Origin of the sequence: Sporosarcina sp. P16b (genome assembly GCF_002743065.1) — a bacterium.
Classification (GTDB): domain Bacteria; phylum Bacillota; class Bacilli; order Bacillales_A; family Planococcaceae; genus Sporosarcina.
On the sequence record NZ_PDYO01000006.1, the window covers coordinates 63480 to 81942 of the forward strand.

The 18463-nt window shown below is 39.0% G+C and carries 16 protein-coding genes and 1 riboswitch; of the genes, 8 read left to right on the plus strand and 8 right to left on the minus strand.

Annotation, left to right across the window (positions count from 1 at the left end):
* The first annotated feature begins 16 nt into the window (after positions 1-16).
* Together CSV77_RS09210 and CSV77_RS09215 are read left to right on the plus strand one after the other, a co-directional pair.
* Complete coding sequence (locus CSV77_RS09210) at positions 17-430, plus strand: universal stress protein (protein WP_099673175.1); 414 nt, start codon at positions 17-19, stop codon at positions 428-430.
* 251 nt (positions 431-681) lie between these two features.
* Positions 682-1092, plus strand: coding sequence for a universal stress protein (locus CSV77_RS09215; protein ID WP_099631848.1), 411 nt, complete (start codon positions 682-684; stop codon positions 1090-1092).
* Positions 1093-1148: 56 nt separating this feature from the next.
* On the opposite strand, the gene CSV77_RS09220 is transcribed toward CSV77_RS09215, so the two are convergent.
* Positions 1149-2411: a dicarboxylate/amino acid:cation symporter gene (locus CSV77_RS09220; protein ID WP_099673176.1), complete on the minus strand. Its 1263-nt coding sequence runs from the start codon at positions 2409-2411 to the stop codon at positions 1149-1151.
* Between the two features lie 249 nt (positions 2412-2660).
* On the opposite strand from CSV77_RS09220, the gene CSV77_RS09225 reads away from it, so the two are divergent.
* Positions 2661-3095 (plus strand): DUF6526 family protein, encoded by a 435-nt coding sequence (locus CSV77_RS09225; RefSeq protein ID WP_099673177.1) that lies wholly within the window; start codon positions 2661-2663, stop codon positions 3093-3095.
* A gap of 84 nt (positions 3096-3179) precedes the next feature.
* Here the strand turns inward: CSV77_RS09225 and CSV77_RS09230 are convergent, their stop codons facing one another.
* The 3 genes from CSV77_RS09230 to CSV77_RS09240 are packed head-to-tail and all read right to left on the minus strand — an operon-like array spanning position 3180 to position 5985.
* The gene (locus tag CSV77_RS09230) at positions 3180-3950 is read right to left on the minus strand and encodes an energy-coupling factor transporter transmembrane component T family protein (protein ID WP_099673178.1); all 771 of its coding nucleotides are present in this window, start codon (positions 3948-3950) and stop codon (positions 3180-3182) included.
* A complete protein-coding gene (locus CSV77_RS09235; RefSeq protein WP_099673179.1) occupies positions 3943-5394 on the minus strand; it encodes an ABC transporter ATP-binding protein in 1452 nt (483 codons plus the stop codon). Before CSV77_RS09235 ends, CSV77_RS09230 begins: the two co-directional genes overlap by 8 nt.
* Positions 5395-5415: 21 nt before the next feature.
* Complete coding sequence (locus CSV77_RS09240) at positions 5416-5985, minus strand: ECF transporter S component (RefSeq protein ID WP_255407088.1); 570 nt, start codon at positions 5983-5985, stop codon at positions 5416-5418.
* Between the two features lie 81 nt (positions 5986-6066).
* A riboswitch (TPP riboswitch) is annotated at positions 6067-6178 on the minus strand.
* Between the two features lie 187 nt (positions 6179-6365).
* On the opposite strand from CSV77_RS09240, the gene CSV77_RS09245 reads away from it, so the two are divergent.
* Both CSV77_RS09245 and CSV77_RS09250 read left to right on the plus strand, forming a co-directional pair.
* Positions 6366-6938, plus strand: a complete 573-nt coding sequence (locus tag CSV77_RS09245; RefSeq protein ID WP_158232053.1) for an exonuclease domain-containing protein — start codon at positions 6366-6368, stop codon at positions 6936-6938.
* A gap of 228 nt (positions 6939-7166) precedes the next feature.
* Positions 7167-8039, plus strand: coding sequence for a YitT family protein (locus CSV77_RS09250; RefSeq protein ID WP_099673181.1), 873 nt, complete (start codon positions 7167-7169; stop codon positions 8037-8039).
* Between the two features lie 579 nt (positions 8040-8618).
* Here CSV77_RS09250 and CSV77_RS09255 read toward each other — a convergent pair.
* Positions 8619-10304, minus strand: a complete 1686-nt coding sequence (locus tag CSV77_RS09255) for a methyl-accepting chemotaxis protein (RefSeq protein WP_099673182.1) — start codon at positions 10302-10304, stop codon at positions 8619-8621.
* A 555-nt stretch (positions 10305-10859) separates the two neighbouring features.
* Here CSV77_RS09255 and CSV77_RS09260 point away from each other — a divergent pair.
* Both CSV77_RS09260 and CSV77_RS09265 read left to right on the plus strand, forming a co-directional pair.
* On the plus strand, positions 10860-12269 hold the full coding sequence (locus CSV77_RS09260; protein WP_099673183.1) for a SulP family inorganic anion transporter: 1410 nt from the start codon (positions 10860-10862) through the stop codon (positions 12267-12269).
* Between the two features lie 13 nt (positions 12270-12282).
* Positions 12283-12696, plus strand: coding sequence for a universal stress protein (locus CSV77_RS09265; RefSeq protein ID WP_099673280.1), 414 nt, complete (start codon positions 12283-12285; stop codon positions 12694-12696).
* Between the two features lie 71 nt (positions 12697-12767).
* On the opposite strand, the gene CSV77_RS09270 is transcribed toward CSV77_RS09265, so the two are convergent.
* Complete coding sequence (locus CSV77_RS09270; protein WP_099673184.1) at positions 12768-15872, minus strand: efflux RND transporter permease subunit; 3105 nt, start codon at positions 15870-15872, stop codon at positions 12768-12770.
* A gap of 413 nt (positions 15873-16285) precedes the next feature.
* Between CSV77_RS09270 and CSV77_RS09275 the strand changes: the two genes are divergently transcribed.
* Positions 16286-17131 (plus strand): TetR/AcrR family transcriptional regulator, encoded by an 846-nt coding sequence (locus CSV77_RS09275; protein ID WP_158232054.1) that lies wholly within the window; start codon positions 16286-16288, stop codon positions 17129-17131.
* 103 nt (positions 17132-17234) lie between these two features.
* On the opposite strand, the gene CSV77_RS09280 is transcribed toward CSV77_RS09275, so the two are convergent.
* Together CSV77_RS09280 and CSV77_RS09285 are read right to left on the minus strand one after the other, a co-directional pair.
* Complete coding sequence (locus CSV77_RS09280) at positions 17235-18182, minus strand: hypothetical protein (protein ID WP_099673186.1); 948 nt, start codon at positions 18180-18182, stop codon at positions 17235-17237.
* Entirely contained in the window at positions 18175-18402 is a 228-nt protein-coding gene (locus tag CSV77_RS09285; RefSeq protein WP_099673187.1) for a sigma factor-like helix-turn-helix DNA-binding protein, read from the minus strand. The genes CSV77_RS09280 and CSV77_RS09285 overlap by 8 nt, the downstream gene beginning before the upstream one ends.
* Positions 18403-18463: the final 61 nt, after the last annotated feature.

The following is an 18463-nucleotide window of genomic DNA, read 5'->3' on the forward strand; positions in this document are numbered from 1 at the left end:
AATGGGGGCTGTTAGTATGAAAATTGCTGTAGCTATAGATGGTTCTGAACATGCTTTTCGTGCAGCGAAATATGCGTTGACACTTTTAAAAGATGCACAAGACGCAGAGCTTGAAGTGATTTCCGTAACCGATTATAACAAAGTGGAAGATGAACAACTCCTGTTGCAAAATCTTAAAAGTTTATCCTTGTATCAAGATCGAATTGTGAGGCCAGTAGTGGAATTGGCGGAAAAAATCGGAGTTAAAACGAGTGTCACGCTGTTACGAGGAAATCCAGACCATGAAATCATTAAACATCTGCAGACAGCAAATGTTGAGCAATTGGTACTGGGGAGTCGTGGAATGAACATAATGCAAGAAGTGGTGCTTGGCAGTGTAAGTCGCAGTGTAATGGAGCAAGCAAATTGTCCAGTAACAATTGTTAAGTAAATGAAGTGGTCATATGGTCTTGTTCACTGGAAATTTATATTAGAATTATGGTTTTCTGGGAAGCTGATTGTTGGATTTTTGTTAAATAATTGGTAGAATGATTTTGAATTGATAGAACAGGGACTTACTGCTGGACTATGTGATCCGTGAAGAGGGTATGGAATATGAGAGTGGAATGTTATGTCGGTGACGGAAGCTGAGAGAAGATCTCAATTGAAAAAGCGTAGAAAGTAGTTTTGGGAGGTTTTATCATGAAGATTGCTGTGGCGGTAGATGGCTCAGATAATGCATTACGGGCAACAGATTATGCGATCATGTTAATGCAACAATTTTCTGGAGCGAAACTGGAATTGATCCATGTGATCGACTTTAATAAAGAAGATGAGCGATTGTTAAAACAAAGTCCTAACAGTCTTGCTATGTACCAGAAGAAGAAGATGCAATCTGCATTGAAGTTAGTCAATGATAGTGGAATAGTCGCAGAAGTTACAATGCTCCGGGGAAATCCGCATCAGCAAATCATTAAACATGTAAACACGAATGAAATTGATCATCTCATCCTAAGCAGTCGCGGTTTAAAATTACTTAAAAAGTTAGTTATGGGTAGTGTCAGTCAAAAAGTAATTAAACATGTGAATAGCTCTGTCACGATAATTAAATAAACAATATAAAGCAGAACTGCCGTAGCGTATCCTACAGATATGTTACGGCAGTTTTTTTAGAGTCTTTTACTGTCGGCGTATGCTGGTTCTGGACTTTGCGTTTTCATATCGGTGATTGAAGAATTATCTTCCCACTTATCTAGTATCACGGCATTGGCTGTATTGCCAAATACGTTCAACAATGTACGGAAGCCATCAGTCAAACGATCCACTCCAGCGACAAGCGCAATACCCGCAAGAGGTAAATTGGCTGCGGCAAGTACAGTGGACATCATAATGATACCTGCACCTGGCACACCAGCTGTACTAAATGACACGACAAGTGCACTGACAATGATTGCTAAGATTTGTGCGCCACTCAGCTGGATATCAAATAGCTGAGCAACGAATAAAGCATTGAATGTCTGCAAAATGCAAGCACCGTCCCGTTTCAAGGCAGTTCCTAAAGGTATCGCAAAACCTGCAATCTCTTCTTTCATTTTAAATTCTTTTTTGCTATTTTCAATAGCGACCGGCAATGCTGCATTAGAGCTAGCCGTACCGAATGCGATACCGAATGTCGGCTGGAAGCTTTTCCAGAAGTGCTTTGGAGACACATGTAAGAAGCTTAGAATAACAAAGTACGCGATAGCCATCAGTGTCAAAGCTAAGATTAATCCTAAGATATAAACAAATAACTTCTGCACAATATCAAGACCTTGGGTGGCAATTACGGAACTGATTAAGGCGAAAACACCTATTGGAGATAATCTTAAAACAAGCATTGTAATCTTTTCTACGATAGCATGTACGCTTTCTACGAATGAAAGAAATGGTTTTGCATGACTGCCAGCCATACGAATTCCAATGACAACAATAATTGCCGTGAAGATAATCTGCAACAAATTCCCTGTTGCAAATGCTTCGAATGGATTGGTAGGAACTATTGAAATTAACCATTCAAGTATACCTTGTCCTTCCTTTGCCTCGCCGGCTGCCAATTCCCCTAAGCCATCTACCATATTCCCTGGTTTCAAAACTGAAGCGGTAATGTAGCCAATGACAAGCGCGAGTATGCTTGTGCTTATGTAAAGGAATAATAACTTCCCTGTCAACCGTCCAACTTTTTCAGAGTGATCTATACTAGAGAAACCTACAATCAAAGATGTAAACACAATGGGTACTACTACGAACTGGATTAAGCTCAAGAAAATTTTACCGATTGGAGAAAGTACGTATTCATTCAATTGCGGTACTGCTTGCGGGAGAAAGATATTTACGATAATGCCGAAAATTATACCCGACACAAGACCGACTGTGATTTTTGTTGAAAGTTTCATAGAAAACAACTCCTTAAATCCTTATTGATATAGTAGGTTTAATATAATGAAATATATATGTTTTGTCAATACTAATAATTCTAACTACTGAAAGAGTGTATACAAGTCGCCAAGTTTATTGAGTCTTGTTCAATAAGATCGAATGGTTTCACGATGAATTGAAACCACTACCTTAAGAAAGGGCAATTATGTATACAACTAATATTAAATCATGTAAGATACCCCTGTAGGTATGTAAGGAGGGACGAGATGAAAGAACAATCGTATGAAAATCATACACGGGTAACACCTTTGCAACACTATATTTGGTTACCATTAAGCGTTCTATTGATTTTGATAACAGCGGTCTATGGAATTTATCAATTTGTAAAGCATGGTTTTTCAATGCAGATTTTGTTATTATTCGCTGTCATCGTTCTTGCTATTATTCCAGGGATGCTTGCACGGATTTATGCGTTGTCTTTGCAAGATCGATTAATCGTCACGGAAGAACAGCTTCGTTACTTTATGTTGACGGGTAACCGTTTAGCTGCACAATTGACGAAATCACAATGGATTGCATTACGATTTGCTTCAGATGAAGAGTACGTGGAGCTTGCGAATCGAGCAGCAGTGGAAGATCTGTCACCTGATGAAATTAAGAAATCCATAAAATCATGGAGAGCAGATCATCAGCGTGTGTAATGAAAAAAGAGAGCACAGAATCTGAACTAGATCTGTGTTCTCTGTTAATTTGCTTATACAGTATATGTGTTCGTTATCGAGTAACTATTGATAAACAGATAGTAAAAAGGCTAGAGATAAACTACATATCATGATAAGTACAAAAACCACGTCTATTCCATTATACCGTGTAGGATAATAATACGTCCTTGCAGCGCCCATCTGATACTGTTTCGCTTCCATCGCAACGGCAATGCGTTGCGCACGACGTATACTTTGGGCAAAGAGAGGAACGGTATAGGATTGCAATCGCTCATACACACCTTTAATCCCTTTGGAAAACTGTAGATTCCGTACTTTCAACGCGTTCCTGCGAATTTGCAGCTCTTCAGTGACAGCAGGAATTAAACGAAACGCTGCAATAAAGCTATAGGCATATTTAGACGGCAGACGAAACTGCTGCATCATAGCATAAAAGAATAGTACGGGTTGGATTGTTAAGATAAACGTAAAACCGACGAAGCCAAATGAAAGTGATTTACTCCCGAGCAACAGCGCGTGTTGAATACTCTCCTCGGAGATCTTGAGTAGTCCCCATTGCCACAACACCGTTTCACCCTTACCGAATAATAACATCGTCAATCCAGTGGACAGGAATGAAATGACTAACGGAATGGAAAGCAATAAAAGTTTCTTCAGTGAATAGCCACTGAATACATAAAATAATATTCCATATAGAATAGCCTGTGAGATAGCAAAAGGTAAACTTTGATTCACAAGCGTAATGATCAAGAACGCAAAAAATACGATGAATTTTAGCGCGGGATTGACTCGGAATAGCCAGGTTTCGCGTTTAGGTGTGAACCAATTAAACACTCTTTGCACCACCAACTCCATTAGCCGTATGCACAACGCCGTCAACTACAGTCCAAACAGCAGTAGCGAAGTTCTCTACTATTTCCGTATCATGCGTAACCATCAAAATTGTCATGCCTTTCGTGCGCAACTGCTCCAATTTCTCAAGAATAGCGATTGTGTTTCGTGCATCCTGTCCAAAAGTAGGTTCATCGAGTAACAGGATATCCGTACTAGGAGTAAGGGCAGTTGCTACACTCAAGCGACGCTTTTGGCCCGTAGATAGTTGATAAGGATGGCGTGAAACGGAATCGGGCAGGTTAAATAAGCGCATCAATTCCTTTGCATACATGTCTGCATCGGCTTTTGGCATACCGTGCAAAGATACTGTTAATTCTTCCGTAATCGAGTTCGTTACAAATTGTAGTTCGGGATTTTGAAAGACGAGCGATAGACCTTTCGGGAGTTGCCGTTTCTTCTTTTTCCACACAATGGCTACGCCGTTCACTTCATAGACGCCGTTAGTCCGAAGCAATTGCATAAGAGATAAAAGCAATGTACTTTTACCAGAACCATTTTCCCCAACAATCGTAATCCAGTCACCGGCCTGTACAGTCGCATGTTTGGCGGAAATCTTCTCCACTGGACCACGATAACCGTGAAAGTCTTGGATCTGAATTTTCTTTTGCGATGAAACGGCTTGACGATTTAGCATCATTAATTGAAATGCATCAGATGTTTTATATTCTTCCCATACCCCTGGATACCAAATGCCATAACGTTTCAGTTCTTCCTGAAAGTTTGCAAAAATATCTGCAGGTGAACCGTCTGCTAGTATGACACCATGATCATTAAACAACACAACACGATCTACCCAGTCAGCAATCAAATCGATTTTATGCTCCACGATGATCACAGTTTTATCAGCGGTTGCTTCTTTAATAGAAGTCCATATCTGTTGCGTGCCTTCCGGATCCAGTAATGCGGAAGGTTCGTCCAGAAATAGCACGTCCGGTTCCAATAATAAAACAGAAGCCAATGCCAACCGTTGTTTCATACCTTGAGACATTTCATTGATGGGCGTGTGGGCATCTATCAAGTGCAAGTCTACACGCTTCAACACCTCCTCAATAAGAGGTGCCATTTCTTCACGCGGCACTTGAAGATTCTCCAAAACGAATGCGAGTTCTTCATCGACGTAGGTCATACAGAACTGTGTATCTGGGTCTTGGAAAACGAACCCCCACGAGTCAGGTAACTGAATGCTTGTTGCTTTCATTGGCAGTTCGATAGAGTTCGGGATAATGCCACTCAGTACTTGAAGTAAAGTGGATTTCCCACAACCGCTAGGACCGAGCATGAGAACTTTTTCACCGGGCTGAACAGAGAAGGAGAGGTCCTTAAAGACCAAAGCATCTTCTCCAGGAAACTTCAGTCGTAACTCGGTAACGCTGATGTTATTCATAGTTGGATCATACCTCCGCTTTTACTGATCAAGCATCGTATATTCTTTATTATCGACGGGGCGAATTAGCGATGTCACACCTGTTGCTTCTAGCGCTTTTACAATAAACACAGCGAAAATACCTGTGAAGATGAATGCGCTGATTGCACGTAATCCGTATTTCACAATGAGTGCCCATGTTTCGAGTGCTGCGTAACCATAAATCAAATCAAGTCCGAAACTTGCAAGACATGACGCGACTCCTGCTAACCCTGCAATTAAAATAGAATAGCGTCGATAACGGAATGCAGCGAACAATAATTCAGCAGCAAGTCCTTGTACAAATCCATACATCAATACTTCAATACCATGGCCGGCAAATGCAGACAAGGAAGCCCCCGCAATACTTGCGATGAATGCAGTACCGGGCTTTCGTAATAATAGGAAGGCAAACGGCCCCACCATGAACCACATACCGTAAAGCAGTTGACGTGCAACAGGCATGATCGGTTTGACGACAGTGTATAAATCATCCCAAAACTTCATGAGCACGCCAAATACAACGCCGATCATGATGGTGATCAATAAATCGGTAAACTTTAACTTTTTCAAACTCTTCCACTCCTCGTTATTTTTTATACAAAAAAGCCGTCTGAAGAGCAGACGGCCGAGGAAGGAAAGAGATTCCTGTATAATTCCATCGATCACGCTCTCTACGCTGGCATTACCCAGATCAGATTAACGGTCAGCAGAGGATTCATCTGCTATCTCAGCCTGATTCACTCAAGCACCCGGACGGACAATCATGTAAGCAATCCTAGTATACAGCACGTTGAATTGTGTGGCAACTTATGAAATTACTAGACGTTCAATTAAATGCTGACAGTTCAAATGGAACATATTGTATTGAAATCCTGATATACTAAAAGGATCAAACTGTTCATAATTATATTCTCGATATCATGCAAATAGAGTGTAAAAGGAGTTTTTACATGACAAAACATATAGCTTTTATTGACGTGGAGACAACAGGCATGCGTGCCGAGACGAGTGAAGTAATCGAGTTAGGGGTTATGCTTGGAGAGTATGAAGATAATCGTATTGTTCGAGTGGCAGATGAGTATTGCGAGTTTCAAGAACCGTTCTATTCTATCTCCCCGATAATTACCCAGCTCACTGGCATTACCGATCAGATGGTTAGAGGGAAGTCGCTTGATATGGATAGAATACTAAAAATACTAGATCAAGCAGACGGTATAGTAGCACATAACGCATCATTTGATAGGGGCTTCGTTAGTCGACTATTACCTGAAACGCTCGACATGGACTGGTATTGCTCCGTTAGACAAATCAAATGGAAAAATTATGGATTTGAAAACGGCAAACTACAACAATTGCTGAGAGCGCACCGAATTCAAGTGCATAACGCCCATAGAGCGCTCGATGATGCGAAGAATCTAGCTGTGTTGCTGAACTCATCCAATCCCAACTTGGCGGATGATACATTCATCTCGTATTTGATGAATAAAGCCCCAATGAAGAAACCAGCAAAATCAAGATTTTAACTACTAGAAAGACCAGTCATCATGGGATGACTGGTCTTTTCCTTTTCGATACGACTCTTGGGTTACTGCGGCCATGTGGTTTCTATGCTACAACTATATTTAGTTGCGCGTCATGCCACTTATACAAAAAACTACAAAAATCTACTGTCCATGGAATAGTTTATATAGATAAAAGGGTATGGTAAATAGAAGTATGTGACTTACTGAATAACTGAAAGGAATGAGAAGATGAAAGTAATTACAAAGAAGTCACATAAGAAGTTACGTCTTCTATTTCAAGCCTTTTTCGTCATGATGGGTGCAGTGATCACAGCTTATGGACTTGAGTCCGTCCTTATTCCAAACAATGTATCGGATGGTGGGGTTACAGGCCTAAGTATTGTAGGTTCTAAAGTTTTTGGACTTCCGTTAGGCGTTTTGATTGCGATTTTAAATATCCCGTTTATCTTCCTTGGTTACAAACAGGTAGGTACGCGCTTTGCAGCACTTTCTGTCGTGGGCATCGTATCCTTAAGCGCCAGTACAAGTTTAATGCATCATATTCCCATCATTGTTCAAGATGATACATTATTGATAACTGTCGTTGGCGGGATCATTATTGGAGTCGGAATCGGAATAGCTTTGCGTAATGGTGGAGCACTCGACGGTATTGATATGCTCGCAGTATTGCTTTCAAGAAAACTCCCATTTGGTACAAGTGATCTAATCTTATTCCTAAATGTTTTTGTCTTTATTGTCGTTTCAACTGTCTTTGGGCTGACTGGTGCGATTATGTCAGCAATTGCTTATTTCATCGCATCGAAAGTCATATCTATCATGGAAATTGGATTTAGTGGTTCCAAAACATATAAGATTGTAACGGATCAACCTGAATTGATGATTGAAGAGATTCACGGACGTTTAGGTCGGAGAGCAACATATCAAGTAGTGCAGGAGAGTTTTACAAAAGAGGAATTCATAGAAATCACTTGTAATATTTATCATTTGGAAGATAGTAAGATGAAAGAAATCATTCGTGACGTAGACAAAAATGCATTTGTGGCGGTATATGAAGTTGCAGAAATTAAGCGGGGGAATTTTGGCGGGAGCCAACTACGTTAAGTGGATGTAATTGAAAATATATTTGTCTGCAGAATATAATTGTATAGTAAGCAAGTCTAGCTTTGATAAAAGAGTGTAGGGATTAGAATATTACAACTCCGCAAAAAGAAAATAACAAACAATCACTCACTCATCTGTTTTAAAGGGAAAAGTATCTTGGAGACTAATCCCGCGTGTGGAAGTATTATTATTAGTCCTTCAATAACGCAGTGATCTTGATGTTTATTCTTCTATTAAGAGAACATAAAAAGTCCATATATGTTCGCGCATTGAATTTATGAAAAGGTGCTGAATTAAATATGGTTTAGCTTTTTAGAGTAATAAGTTATAATGAAGTAGACGATATATAGATTTGGATTTAGCTTTTTGTTTATATTGCGGTCACTCTCTATCTAGAGAGTGTGGATTGAAATGAGCAAAAGATGAGAATTTATCTAGACTACCTGAGTCGCTCTCTGTATAGAGAGTGTGAATTGAAATTGTCGCTAGGGGTTGCGGAAGGGATATTTATTTGTCACCCTTTACAAAATAAAACGAATCACGTAAAAGCGTCTGCATAGTAGCAGACGCTTTTTTCAATTATAAAGTAAATTTTCGTACAAGCGCATTGAGTTCTTCAGCCAATCGGGCTAAATCGTCGGAGTTACTTGCTATTTCTTCTATTGCGCTACTTGCTTGTTGTGAAGATGCTGAAGTTTGCTCCACACCTGCAGCAGACTCCTCAGTAATTGCCGCAATCTCTTCGATTGACCCACTCATTTCCTGACTGCTTTCCGAAATATCTTGCAGGTCTTTCGAAATACTTTGGATCCGATTGACCATATCCGTTACGGCGTTACTTATATTATCAAATGTTTCATTAGTACGTTTAATTTGATTTGTACCTTCCTCCACTTGCTTATATCCTTCTTGTAACGAATTGGTAACCATAGTGGACTCAGTTTGAATCCGATTGACGATTTCAGTGATATTGGTAACGGACGCGGAAGATTGTTCTGCCAGGGTCCGTACTTCATCGGCCACCACAGCAAATCCTTTACCATGTTCGCCAGCCCGAGCTGCTTCAATCGCTGCATTTAACGCTAATAAATTAGTTTGTGCTGCAATTCCTTGTATAACCAAAACAAGTTGGGAAATTTGTTGTGTATGCTTGTCCAATCCTTCTACGTTTGTCACTGCATTATGAACAATTTGATCGATAATCTGCATCTGTTCCAATGAAGAATGCATCACTTTGCTCCCAGTACTTGTCAAGTTCAGCACTTCATTTGATGACTGCTGAATATGGACTCCGTTTTCATTGGCATCCATTACTTTAGAGACGAAGACTTCCATTGAAGTTGACAAACTACTTGCGTTAGTGGCTTGGGATTCAGTGCCGTAAGCCAAATCTTCCATTGTAGTAGCGATCTGAGCAGTACCTATTTTTATTTCTCCAGCAGATTGAGTCAGTTCTTCACTTTGTGATGAAACCGTTTGAGCCACAGTATGTATCTCATCCAATAGTTTGTGCGTATTATTACTCATCTCATTCGTAGATGCGAACAGTTGTCCAATTTCATCTCGCAAATTTGTTTCTAAAGGCGGACTGCTTAAATTCCCGGTAGCGATACGTTTCATTCGTTCCATTACCACGTGAAGAGGCTTGGAAATAGAATTGGCGGTAATGACAGCAACTACCATGCTCAAAAGAATAACTAAGGTTATTATACTTGTAACCAAAATCAATGTATTTTTGCCACTTGCAAGCAAATTCTTTTCAATATCAATAATGATGACTTCACGATTCTCAGCTGTTTTTTCGTATGAGTGCATTAAGCTGCGTGCATCATCATTCGAGGCCAACAAATTACGTTCAGCCAACTCTTTGTTACCACGTTCAAATTCTGCGAATACATTTTCTGTGATGTGCTCCCGCCATTCGACGGTTCTTTGAATTAAATCTTGTATTTCCTTCGAATTTTCTAACTCACTAATAGTTGCTTGATGCTTTACACTATCTTCTGTATATGTATCAAATATATCTTTGTAGCTTGTTTCTCCTGTCATAATATATCCCCTGGAGGCGGCGATCCGATTTGCCATTCCAAGTGCCAACTGCTCGTCTGCAATTAATAGAGGCAACTCTTTTTCTAAAATGTTTTTCGTTGCTTCATTATTTGCTTGAAGGGTAGAGAATATAAACATACCTAGTAAAACTATTAATAAAAGCACAATAGAGAAGCCTGTTAGTAGTTTTGACTTAATACTATTGAATCTAATCATCAGAAATCCTAACTCCTGTCTGTTTTTATTTCATTATACATCCTGGTGAAGTTTAAATCTATGAAAATAGGTTAAAAGTCTATTACTTACACTAAATTACATATAGGTCTAGTCTCTTATAATATCGAGAGGTTAAAATCAATTATTCATCTTTAACGTAGAAGGCGGTACATTAGATGAAATGAGCATTAAATTATTCTAATAACACGGTCTATAATTTGTTGGAATAGATAAGGATGGCTATTTTGGATCCATTGCGATAGACAAAAATAGTCAGATGTAAATAGTTAGTCACTATTTGAGGTTGATGAGGATCGATTATCTAAATAGTGATAAAATGTTGACTTACTGATACCAGTTTCTTCTTTGGTATCGTATATAGTGTTAAGAGGTGTGCTGTTCAATTGGTTGGCCGTTCACCCACAATCGGACGAATATATCCATATCCTATGTTTCCTGATTGTTTGCTAAAATGATTCTATTATGGGACTAGAAATGATATGCTGTTTGTCTTTTAAGATAGTATGAACTTTTTTATGACGAGAGGGGAACAATATGCAAACTTTCCAACAGCAATGGTTTGGTAATGTGCGCGCCGATATATTGGCAGGTATAGTCGTAGGACTAGCGCTCATTCCGGAAGCATTGGCTTTTGCGTTTATCGTCGGGGTTGATCCGCGTGTCGCGCTATATGCATCATTTACTATTGCCATTATTACTGCGTTTGTCGGAGGCAGACCTGGATTGATATCGGCTGCTACGGGTGCCATGGCATTAGTACTTGTCAGTTTAATGGCCGATCATGGTCTCGAATACGTACTGGCAGCCACTATTTTAACGGGTATTATTCAATTGATTTTAGGCTCACTAGGCGTCGCGAATTTAATGCGCTTCATACCGAACTCCGTGATGTTAGGATTTGTAAATGCGCTAGGAATTATGATTTTTATTACACAGCTACCATATTTGATTGGTTCGGGTATGATGACGTATGTATTTGCGATCGCTACATTGATTTTAGTATATGCAGTGCCGCGTTTCTTTACATTGATACCGGCTCCGCTGATTGCGATTGTGGTGATGACAGCCATTGCGCTGTTCAGTGGAGTTAGATTACAATCGATCGGAGATTTGGGGGCGATGCCGAGTTCATTGCCAACATTCTTTTTCCCTAATATTCCATTGAACTTTGAGACCCTGAAAATTATTTTACCGTATTCATTGGCACTGTCGATTGTCGGGTTACTAGAGTCGTTACTGACTTCGCAGGTTCTTGATGACATGACAGATACACCGAGCAATAAAAACCGTGAAGCACGCGGACAGGGTATTGCCAACTTCATTACTGGATTCTTTGGTGGAATGGCAGGCTGCGCGTTGATAGGGCAATCCGTCATAAACGTCAAATCGGGTGGTAGAGGTCGATTATCTACATTGACTGCTGGAGCATTTTTACTGTTTTTGATTATGGTATTAGGGGATTTGGTCGTCAAAATTCCGATGCCTGTTCTTGCAGGAGTCATGGTTATGGTGGCGGCTACGACTTTCAACTGGGGATCGTTTAAATTTCTTCGAACTGCACCACGATCAGAATCTATTGTTATGCTGATAACGGTGGTGATTATTTTATACACGCATAACTTGGCAATTGGTGTAGTGATCGGAGTTGTTCTAAGTGCATTATTCTTTGTTGCGAAGATATCGCGTGTCTCGGTAACGAATAAAGCGGGTATCTATAAAATACATGGTCCATTATTTTTTGCTTCTACGACGAAGTTTATCCAAGCATTTGATAATGTAAATGAAAAACAAATTGTTATTGATTTTGAAAATAGTCAGCTGTGGGATGAATCTGCAGTGGGTGCCATTTTAAAAGTGGTAACAAAGCTTGAAAGTAAAGGGGCGACGGTTACGATTCGTGGACTAAATTCTTCAAGTGAACAATTATATGAAAAATTATTGTGAGGGAGTGAACGATATGAAAATTGCTGTCGCGATTGATGGGTCTGAAAATGCGATGCGTGCCGCAAAACATGCGATTATGCTAGCGGAATATTTACCTAAAGTTACGTTAGAGATTATCTATGTGCAGGATCTTAGCAAAGCGAAGGATGAAAGACTGTTAGAACAAAGCCCTGAAAGCCTCGCACTGAAACGCGAACAAAAAATGCATCCGATTTTAGCTATGGCGAAGGAAGCGGCAGTGGATGCGAAAGTGATTATACTTAGAGGGAATCCTAGCGAAGAAATCATCAACTATGTAAACGAAAAGAACATTGATAATCTAGTCATTGGCAGCCGTGGGTTAAATTCATTTCAAGAAATGGTTTTAGGTAGTGTTAGCCATAAGGTCATGAAGCATGTTGCGTGTCCTGTGACCGTTGTGAAATAAAGATATACGTTACTTAATAAATAAAAAACCGTCTTCCGATGAATTAATTCAAAGGAAGGCGGTTTTACTATTTAAGCAGTCTTCTTCTTTTTACTGAATTTTTTCATGGATTCATACACGAGTGGTACGAAGATTAAAGTGAGGAGCGTGGAACTCGTCAAACCTCCAATAACCGTTACACCAAGACCTTTAGAAATGAGTCCGCTGCCTTCTGCTCCAATTGCAAGGGGGATCAATGCACCAATTGTAGCTAGCGCAGTCATTAGAATGGGCCGCAGTCTTGTTGTACCTGCTTCCAGTAAAGCTTCTCTTGTAGTGAATCCTTCTTTTTCTTTGTTGATAACCCTATCAATCAAGACAATTGCGTTCGTCACGACAATACCGATTAACATTAATAAACCAATCATGGAAGATACGCTGATGGTTTCGCCGGCAATCAATAAACCGAGTAAAGCACCAATTACTGTAAATGGCAAGGAGAACAATACAGCAAATGGGGCCAGTGCACCACCGAATGTGATAACTAAGATAAGATAGATAATCGCAATCGCTGCAGCCATCGCTAGGCCAAGCTGAGTAAATGCTTCCGTAATATCTTCTGTTACACCGGATGTTTTCACTTCTACAGTGGAAGGAATAGACAGTTTGTCAATTTCTGATTGTACATCCGCCGTCACTTTTGCAACATTCTTCTCCGTGATAGTTGCAGAAACACTTGAGAATATTTTTCCATCTTTACGAGATACTGTATCAGAGGTTGTACCTTCGTCAACTCTTACTACTGCAGAAATCGGAATCTCTATACCTAATGCAGAAGTAACAGTTTTCTTCAGTAAATCATCGATAGTGCTATATTCATCCTCATTCTCATCGATGTATACATCCATAGTATTGTCATCTTTTGTGATTTTGGTTAATACTTCACGCTGCTTCATTGGATTAATTTCCATTCCAACTTGGGCAGTTGTTAAGCCGAAGTGATTAAGTCGTTCTTGATCTGCAACTAATGTATATTCTTTATATGTTTTTGCAAGACTTGTTTTTACATCCTTCAATTCGCTATGGTCTTGCAATATCGCTTCGATGTCACTGATGACTGGTTCGATATCATTTAAGTCATTACCGTAGATGTCATAGCTTATTCCGTTGCTTGCTCCGCCCATGCTGCCGAAGTCTTGAGAGATCCATTCACCTTGGGAAGAAGAATCTTGGAGTTTCTTTATTGTTTTTTCTTTTACATCATCGAAATTTTTTGTATCAGAATCGAATGTAACGAACATTAGAGCACCGTTGGAGGAACCAGGTGATAATGGATTACTACCGCCAATGGATAGTTGGACCGTTTCAATATCCTTCTGATCTATTAAATAACTTTCCGCTTTTTCAATGTTTTCATTCACGGTATCAAGCGTTTCGCCAGGCTCTGGAGTATATGTGATATACATGGTTTTTTGTTCTTCTTCTGGAAGGAAGCTGACACCTACAACTGGGATTAAAAATAAGCTACCGACAAGTATTACGATAGCGATACCCGTAGTGATGAGCTTGTGATTCAATGTCCAGTTTAATATTCTTTCATAGGCAACAGTAATCTTTCCGTTTTCTTCTTTTTTATTAACACTTTTACCGTATAGCTCTTTCTTGAATAAAGTATGTGCGAGCATCGGCACGATAGTTACAGCTACGAGTAGTGAGGCGAGAAGTGCGAAGCTAATCGTTAATGCGAATGGCATAAATAGCTCTCCAACCATTCCGCCCACTAATCCAATAGGAAGAAATACTGCAACTGTGACGAGAGTGGATGATGTAATCGGCTTAAACATTTGTAATGTTGCTTCCCGGACGAGGTCTTTACCTTTTAGTTTCTCGTCTTCTAAATTCATTCTTCGGAAGATATTTTCTACGACCACAATGGAGTCGTCAATTACCCGACCTATCGCAACGGTCATCGCACCAAGTGTCATCATATTAAGTGTGATATCCATGAGATTTAAAATGATTATTGCGATCAATAATGACATAGGAATGGAAACGATGGCAATAATCGTCGATTTAAAGTTACGCAAGAACAACATGATGATCAAGACGGCAAAAAGTGCGCCGAAAAGTGCTTTATTTAACATCGTGTTGACAGATTCTTCGATTGGCTCACCTTGGTCAAGCGTAGTACTAATAGATATGCCCGTATTCTCTTTTTCAAACTGCTTCATATGGTCCTTTACATCATTTGCTACATCGACAGTATTGGCTTGCTGTGTTTTTACTACTTGTACGGCAATCGCTTCTTTTCCATTCGTTCTTGAGATGGATTCTGCCTTTTCTACAAGTTCAATAGATGCGATATCACCCAAAGTAATTGTGGGAGTTTCTATTGTTTGAGTAGTGGTAGTTGCTTCTGGCATAATTCCAGCCATTTGGCTCGGATCTTGTGTTGGCATCATCGGAATTTGCAATTTCTTTAAATCTTCTAAAGTTGTGATATTTCCATTAATAACTACCGATTGTTCTTCATCTCCGAACTCAATCAATCCTAATGGCATTGAAAGATCGGAGGCTTTTACAATGGACTTAACAGTGTTATCGTCGAGATGAAGGGTATCCATTTTTTCTTTATCAAAAGTTAAGCTGACCTCTTGAATTTGTTGACCTGAAATTTCTGCGCTCGACACACCTTTAATAGATGTAAGACCCGGTACTAGAGAGTTTTGTACTTTCTCAGTTAAATCAGCGAGATTTCCTTCAGTATCAGAAACGCTAATTGCCAAAATCGGAAAGGCATTAATATTAATGGTACCTACATCTGGCGTCATCGCGTTTTCGGGAAGCGCGAGATTAGTAATTGCTTCTTCTACCTCATCTTGCGCTTTGTTCATATCTGTTCCGTATTCAAATTCAATTTGAAGTGAAGATGCATTTTGGAACGATGTCGAACTTACGGTCAGTACACCATTTAAACTGGTGACTGCTTTTTCAAGCGGCTCAGATATTTCATTTGCGACCTGAGTGGGAGTCGCACCTGGATAGACAGTCGTTACGCTGACAATGGGAATTGAAATATCCGGTATAGTTTCTAGTTTCATTTGTGTAGAAGAGTAGAGTCCAGCAGCAGTCAGAATAAATGTAAATAGCCAAACAGCCAGCTTATTCTTCATTACGAAATTTACAATTGAATTCATAAATACCTCCAAGTATTTTTGACCGATTGGTTTTCATAGCGTATAATCAAAACTAACCAGTCGGTCATTTTATTCGCATTTTACAATTCACTATTTTTGTAAATTGTAAAAGGACGTTCTAAATCAATAGTTACTGTCGAGAATGTATGATACCAAAGCGTTCCTTTCACTATTTATTTTTGGATATATAATTCTTTTTAATAATAACTGACCAGTCAGTCATAAGTCAATTAATAATAGTAATAAATAAAACTATATTAGTAGTGAATGAATGGGAGCTATCATGTAGCGATATGTATTCGACCTTTGATTAGTTGTTCAAAGTAATTTAAAATGATTAGCAAGCTAGTCATAATAGTAGTCGTCCAAGTTACCATGATTATAGAAGTAATAGTACATAGGGGGTGCTGGTTTTGTCGGAAAGAAAAATACTAATTATCGAAAAAGCATCAGAACTCTTTGCTATTAAAGGCTTCAATGCTACTTCTATTCAAGACATTACAGATGCGTGTGGAATATCGAAAGGATCTTTTTATCTTTCGTTTAAATCTAAGGATAGTTTACTGATTTCAATTTTTGAATACTTCAGGGATAAGTTAATGGATCGTATGAGCGGCTTGAATGATTCTGAGATTACACCAAGAAAAAGGCTAGAGCTTTTTTTTAGTATCCAGTTTGAGGAGATCGCAAAGTACTCAGACTTCATTCTCATGCATATGAGGGAACAGACGAATCCCATTAATGATGAAATGGTAAGTATGGTAAATGATATGCGGCAAAAAACATACGAATTACAGGAGAAAATTTTATTAGATGTATACGGTGACGAGATAAAAGAATACATCACTGATCTGTTCGTATTATTAAGCGGATTTGTAAAGGGGTATATTGAAATTATTATCTTCAATAAAGATGCTTTGAATTATAATGATCTAGCCAGCTTCATAGTTGATCGGACTGATTCGTTAGTAAATGGATTAACAGTGCCTTTTTTAAGAAAGGAACAGTTGGTAGGATTTGAACTTGAAGTATGTGGAACATCCATAACGAAGAACATGCTAATTGAAGAAATTGAACTGTTGGAGTCTCAAATTACTAATGAGGATGCGATAATCAGTTTAGATGTCATAAAGCAAGAATTAACATCGGAAGATTGCAGAAAGCCTGTCATTATCGGCATGATGTCGAATCTGAAGAATTATGAAAATGCTAATAACTTAATGCAGAAAATCAAGCAATTTTTACTAAATACTCAATAAATATTTGTATCTATAAGTACGATGTAAGCCATTGACAAGCCGCATTCAGCAGTGTGCAACTCATCAGTGGCTTTTAATTATTGTTCTACAAAAATTGAACATCTTATTCTTGACTGTCTATCCACTTAATGACGTCGTGAATTGTTTTTCTACCTTCTTTTTGAACAACAGGATAGGACAGAGGATCAAAGGTGACTATAATTTGCGAATGAGGCTTGATAACGTCAATGGGTCTATCGAAATGAAACCAAACATAATCAAAAGCGGCGGTCTCTATTTCTTCTGGTGTCATGCCTTCATAGTCGTGTGGTTCAAGTCCTTGTACAACCAATACTTTCTCGTTGTCTTTGAATGTCACAACGCCATCACACTCTTGAAATTGGAGTTTTTCAGATAGGTCGGGAATAGTTTTATTTTCCATGAATTTTTTGACGGTCTTCCAGTTTTTCTCTTTAAATATATCTAGGACTTGTCGTTGCGTTGTTTCGTCTTCTGGTTTATTTCGCTGTAGCCAGTTCGTTGCATTTGTATGTCGCTGGGTATAAGTCAAAATGATCTTGAAATATTGGTCATAGTTGTAACCGAACTTTTCTATTTGAGTTTCTTCAATGCTTTTTGCTTGTTCTTCTGTAAAGTCGTCAAAAAATGTTTGCTGCTGCTCATGAACTACAGTATTGATTTCCTCTAAATCTTCTTTGTAGCCTTGGGAAGCGGCGTAATCCATAACGGAATCAATCTCTAGAATACTTTGAAAGACTCTGTACCGTAATTCATCAGAGCCACCTTGATCAAGCCGCTCGCTTTGAAGCATGAGATCATATAATGTCTCGTTTACTTTATAACTCTGATCATTAGTGCTGGTCGAACTATTTTGTAAGACATTGAACGTGATGAATATAATAGCAGCTAAAACAATAGCTGAAGCCATTAGTGGAAATGGATTTCTCCGTTTCGGTTTGCGTTCACCGTAAAGAACCCGTTGTTTTAGTTCTTCTTTATCATTGAAAACGTCACCCGCAGTAGCATCTAAACTCCCTTTTACTTTATTCAATGGAAAGCACCTCCCAATAATCAGCTGACAGATTGTCTTTTAACAAAGTACGTGCCTTGGTCATTCTGGTTTTTACGGTATTTTCCGACAGATCAAGAAACGCAGCAATCTCTCTCATATTTAGTTCCTCGTAATAATAAAAGAGTGTAATTTCTCGATGTTTTATAGGTAATACCAATATAGCAGCAGCAATCGCAGACTTTTCTTCCTGTAAAATCAATCGATGTGTTCAGTATGTATGGTTTCTACCCACTCTTTATTGAATTTCAAATGTCGGAAAG

Excerpts from the sequence above, each read along its gene's own strand:
- CSV77_RS09210 (WP_099673175.1), top strand. The coding sequence starts at position 17 with ATGAAAATTGCTGTAGCTATAGATGGTTCTGAACATGCTTTTCGTGCA.
- CSV77_RS09215 (WP_099631848.1), top strand. The coding sequence starts at position 682 with ATGAAGATTGCTGTGGCGGTAGATGGCTCAGATAATGCATTACGGGCA.
- CSV77_RS09220 (WP_099673176.1), bottom strand. The coding sequence starts at position 2,411 with ATGAAACTTTCAACAAAAATCACAGTCGGTCTTGTGTCGGGTATAATT.
- CSV77_RS09225 (WP_099673177.1), top strand. The coding sequence starts at position 2,661 with ATGAAAGAACAATCGTATGAAAATCATACACGGGTAACACCTTTGCAA.
- CSV77_RS09235 (WP_099673179.1), bottom strand. The coding sequence starts at position 5,394 with ATGAATAACATCAGCGTTACCGAGTTACGACTGAAGTTTCCTGGAGAA.
- CSV77_RS09245 (WP_158232053.1), top strand. The coding sequence starts at position 6,366 with ATGACAAAACATATAGCTTTTATTGACGTGGAGACAACAGGCATGCGT.
- CSV77_RS09250 (WP_099673181.1), top strand. The coding sequence starts at position 7,167 with ATGAAAGTAATTACAAAGAAGTCACATAAGAAGTTACGTCTTCTATTT.
- CSV77_RS09255 (WP_099673182.1), bottom strand. The coding sequence starts at position 10,304 with ATGATTAGATTCAATAGTATTAAGTCAAAACTACTAACAGGCTTCTCT.
- CSV77_RS09260 (WP_099673183.1), top strand. The coding sequence starts at position 10,860 with ATGCAAACTTTCCAACAGCAATGGTTTGGTAATGTGCGCGCCGATATA.
- CSV77_RS09265 (WP_099673280.1), top strand. The coding sequence starts at position 12,283 with ATGAAAATTGCTGTCGCGATTGATGGGTCTGAAAATGCGATGCGTGCC.
- CSV77_RS09270 (WP_099673184.1), bottom strand. The coding sequence starts at position 15,872 with ATGAATTCAATTGTAAATTTCGTAATGAAGAATAAGCTGGCTGTTTGG.